The organism is Paenibacillus sp. P22, from assembly GCF_000469945.2.
In the GTDB taxonomy this organism is placed as follows: Bacteria; Bacillota; Bacilli; order Paenibacillales; family Paenibacillaceae; genus Paenibacillus_O; species Paenibacillus_O humicus.
In genome coordinates, this window is record NZ_CBRA020000257.1 from 1 (window position 1) to 4,094 (window position 4,094).

At 53.9% G+C, this 4,094-nt stretch carries 4 protein-coding genes and 2 pseudogenes; all 6 read left to right on the plus strand.

All coding sequences use genetic code 11. The features are described from left to right. Positions 1-265 (plus strand): annotated as a pseudogene (locus BN871_RS25080) (hypothetical protein); the annotation flags it as partial. 117 nt (positions 266-382) lie between these two features. Then, on the plus strand, positions 383-535 hold the full coding sequence (locus BN871_RS28055) for a hypothetical protein (RefSeq protein ID WP_021882571.1): 153 nt from the start codon (positions 383-385) through the stop codon (positions 533-535). Further along, positions 529-858 carry a hypothetical protein gene (locus tag BN871_RS25085; RefSeq protein ID WP_021882570.1) on the plus strand — a complete coding sequence of 110 codons (330 nt, stop codon included), beginning with the start codon at positions 529-531 and terminating at the stop codon, positions 856-858. The genes BN871_RS28055 and BN871_RS25085 overlap by 7 nt, the downstream gene beginning before the upstream one ends. 115 nt (positions 859-973) lie before the next feature. Then, positions 974-1,366 carry a LytTR family DNA-binding domain-containing protein gene (locus tag BN871_RS25090; RefSeq protein ID WP_021881471.1) on the plus strand — a complete coding sequence of 131 codons (393 nt, stop codon included), beginning with the start codon at positions 974-976 and terminating at the stop codon, positions 1,364-1,366. Between the two features lie 658 nt (positions 1,367-2,024). Beyond that, positions 2,025-2,558 carry a DUF3102 domain-containing protein gene (locus BN871_RS25095; RefSeq protein WP_048749798.1) on the plus strand — a complete coding sequence of 178 codons (534 nt, stop codon included), beginning with the start codon at positions 2,025-2,027 and terminating at the stop codon, positions 2,556-2,558. A gap of 990 nt (positions 2,559-3,548) precedes the next feature. Next, a pseudogene (locus BN871_RS25105) lies at positions 3,549-4,094 on the plus strand (hypothetical protein); the annotation flags it as partial.

Here is a 4,094-nt window from a genome sequence, read left to right on the forward strand (position 1 = left end):
GTTAAACGATCATATAGGAGGAATTGCCGTGCAAATCCGCTACGTCCGTTATCCGCAAAATGTCACACTCGTTTCCGTAATCTCCGCCACCGATCGCCCCGTCCGCTTCATTGCACAATCGCGCGCATTCTCCCGCATCACTGGCGTATCCCTAAACGCCGTCCTCGGCTGCACAACGCTCGATGCGGATCAACTCCGCCAACTCGGCTTCATCCTGAAAGGAGGCGAAATCGATGCTCCTGTTAGCGACAACATCGCGGTCTAATACGGTCCGCCGCCGTAATCCGAAATCCCGTTTAATCGCGCACGCACTCGGAATTCTTGCGGCGGAGTTTGCGAGAGGGTTTATAGGAAGTCTTTTTGGAAACTTCGGAGGCCACCGATGAAAACGAAGCCCGTGCGCGAAGATGTTCGCTACGTCACGCTGTCCACCGGCCGCCGCCTGCTGATCGTATCCTCCGAAAACGCAAGGAGCTCCGCTAACGAGAACCTTACCGCCCGCTGCGAGGCTGAACGGGGGCGGCCGCTATGGTAACGGAGGTCATCGTCAGCAACCATCTCGGCGACCAATGGACTTACCCTGCAATCGAGATTCCGGAGAAACCCGGTTGGATATTGTTCTGCGATAGCTATCGGATAGTTCATGCTGCACCGTATAAACTGGAGGCCGGTGATTACCATACGTCCTTCGATGAGGCGGAACGGGTCGCGCAGACCCGCGCAAAGGACAGGCGTTACGGAATGGAGCTTGTACTCAATAAAATGCGGTCAATAACTTTTTTGGATTTCGTAATAGGCGGCTCGCGCGTATCTCAGTTGCCTGAGGATGTTCGAATACTGCGGGGGAATTTCGCATGATTCTCCGCTCCCACCTGACGAGACTCCACGCCCAGGAGTCGAAATGCTGGCGCCTGAACCGCGCTGGCATAGTGGACGGGCCCCCACGCCATTAAACGTAGGAAGGTCGTGCCGTTTGAATCAAATCTCCGTTGTTGAGCGCACCGGCAAAGAGTTCCGGATTATAGCGCTGCCCCTCGCTGACGTTCAGTTCGTTTCCGTTTCCCGCGGCATCATCCAATATCATACGCAGGACAAGCAATACGCACAGATTACCACGCTTGAGGAACTGGAAGCGTTTCTTTCGCACGCGCCTAGTTTCGTTCGGTCCGAGCGCGGCTTCATCATTAATACGGACCATGCTGAATGCTTCGACGACGAGCGGCAACTCGTTGTTATGCTCGGCGGTGCGGAGGTTCCCGTTTCTAATCGTCGTCGGCGCGTTGTTCTGGCGCGGGTGAAGGTAGTCCGTGACGGGTTTGGGAGAATCAGCCACGGACCGGTAAAACGGCGTTCAGTTATTGTCTAGCGTAACGACCGCGCGGCAACGCGGTTTCCGGAATCAGGGCGGTATTGGCGTGCCGCCCTTTCGTACGGCGTCGTACCCAACAGGCGGGGGCTCGACCCTTCGAATTAGAACGTTTGTTCGTGTTGTTGATAGAGTATACGCGTGGTTTTCGGAGAGGTTTCAAAAGTTTCTGACGCTTCAATGTCCCACAATCGCCACATAGAGCAGGTACGTATAGTAGGAGGAAACGCGAAAAAGGACCGGAAGTAATCCGGCCCGATATCGCAAGAGAGTGGCAGCGCGTTCCTACAGCGAACAGTTAACGATAAATCCAATAATCGCGCCTACGATCGCGCCAATTACGAAATGCATCCGCCGCCACTCTCCTTCACGCCAAATTTCTAAGTAGTATGTCCGAGAAGAGATGGAAAAATTCTCCGCAAGGTATGCGGATTCGAATCGGGCGTCGTTATTGGAGTATAAAGCGCGGAAGGTGTGCGAAACCGGCCGAGCGCGGTGTCTTAGAAAATAGGCGGACACGCAGCGCGCAGGTAACGAGAACACTTTCGGGAGGTGAGCTGTACCACATCGCGTCGGCCGGCGTCATAGTCGATAGGAGGACGGAATTTCCGCGCCGAGTGTGCGGACCACAAATCACGCACCAAAGGGGGACGGGACAATGGGCGCTAGAAACTTCGCAGCAGCACACGTATTCTCGACGGATATCGCCGACATCGAATCGGAAATCCGGACGTACGTCAGCGAAATTGAGGCGGCAGAGGTCGATATCGCGCGCAAGGCAATAGAAATCGGCAAGCGCCTGCAATTCGTTAAGGAGAACGATTTAGTACACGGTCAATGGGAACCGTGGCTCCGCTCCGTCGGAATTGTTCCGCAGACAGCGCGCAAGTACATCCAAGTGTACGAGCAGTTCGGAAATCGCCCGACGCCGAGCGGTTTGACGATCGCGAAGCTATTCGAGTTGCTTACGCTCCCGTCGGATATTAAGCGCGAAGACTTCGTGGCTGCCACTCATACAACGCCAGAAGGCGATAAGACGGTCGACGCGATGACTGTGCGTGAGCTGCGTGGAGTTGTACGAGCCGTACGCGATCAGGCAGGGCTAACGAAGGCGCCGCAGGTCCGGAAGAAAGCGGAGGGAAATCCGTTCGAATCTATCGCGTTAACTGATGAAAGGAAGGGGTTTCTTTAAGACCTTCCCGTATCATGCGCGCTTAAGGTAATCGGTGAGGATTCCGCTTTAATTGACGGGCTCATTGACGTTTCGAGCGAAGTGTCTGCGGTATTGTTTGCGGAGCACTACGACGAAATCAAGGCGGAATTATCCGCGGGGCGATCTGCAACGACTATAGCGCGACAATTCCGCGCCGCTCCGGATAAAACCCCACTTAGCGGACCAATCGTGAATCCCTACGAGATACTAGACGTCTGGATTGGGGACAGCGAGAGGGTCGTACGCGATAAATACCGCGACCTTACACGGAAGCTACACCCGGATACGGGCGGTTCCGAGTTACTATTCAAAGTCGTCCAATTTGCGTGGGATCTATACAAACGACGCGGATATTAACGTACTACATGCGTTTGGAGAACGTCATAAACGGTAGGAGGCGGGGATAGTTCAAGTGCCGGGGAAGACCGCCCCTTGCTTCGGAAGCCGGGGAAAAGCGCCCCGTCTCCGGGTATCATATACCTTTTCGCGTTGCTCTTTCCCGTTTATATTTCTACGCGTTGAAAGGATAGTCTGACGCGCACGGTTTTAAGCGCGGAAGGGCAAGGAGCGTAGCGACGCGGCAGCCTGTTTACGCTGAGTCTAAGACTCGACGCAAACCTACGTAATAGAAGCGAAGGGGTATATCTTTCTTTTAAGGGACGCGCCTAGAAACCGCACCACTACGCGGTTTTTCGGAAGTTTTAGCACCGTTCCGGTGTTAAACGTAGTCGCGCTGATTTCACGAAACGGAGGAATAACGTGAGTAAAATAACGGTCATTGACGCTATCATGGGCGCCGGTAAGACGAATCACGCTATTAAGTTCATGTCGGAAGCTGCGGACGATAGGCGCTTCATCTACATAACGCCGTTCTTATCCGAAGTCGAGCGTATTATTGATCGCGTAACCGGTCGAAAGTTCGTTCAGCCGACGCGTAACGCTAGTAACGAAGGAAGTAAACTCCGCAGCTTGAAGGACGCGATCATCGACGGAAAGGATATCGCATCGACTCATGCGCTGTTTAAGGCGGCTGACGACGAGCTGATATCGCTATTGACTAGTGCCGGCTATACGCTCGTGCTGGACGAAGTCATGGACGTAATGGAACCGGTCAACGTTAAGCGCGACGATATCCGCCTTTTGCTCGACGGAGGCCGCATCCGCATCGAGGGAAACCGTATTATATGGACCGATCCGACATACGACGCGCACTTTAACGACCTGAAGATGTACGCAGAGGCGGAGAATTTATTCATCTATCGCGATACCTACGTTCTATGGTCGTTTCCGGCGCGCATCTTCAAGTGCTTCGATGAGTCCATTATCCTTACGTACTTGTTCGAGGCGCAGACGATGAGTTACTACTTCAAGCTTCACGGAATGGAGTACGAGACGGTATCCATTGAGGGAGATTCCCGCGTTCCTTACGACGTCCAGCGTGAACGGAGAGCCGCGCTAATCGAACTCATCGATGTCTACGAAGGAAAGATGAATGATACCGGCAATAGGAACGMG

What these genes read in the sequence shown, in the direction of transcription:
- BN871_RS28055 (WP_021882571.1), top strand. Translation starts at nt 383, where the DNA reads ATGAAAACGAAGCCCGTGCGCGAAGATGTTCGCTACGTCACGCTGTCC.
- BN871_RS25085 (WP_021882570.1), top strand. Translation starts at nt 529, where the DNA reads ATGGTAACGGAGGTCATCGTCAGCAACCATCTCGGCGACCAATGGACT.
- BN871_RS25095 (WP_048749798.1), top strand. Translation starts at nt 2,025, where the DNA reads ATGGGCGCTAGAAACTTCGCAGCAGCACACGTATTCTCGACGGATATC.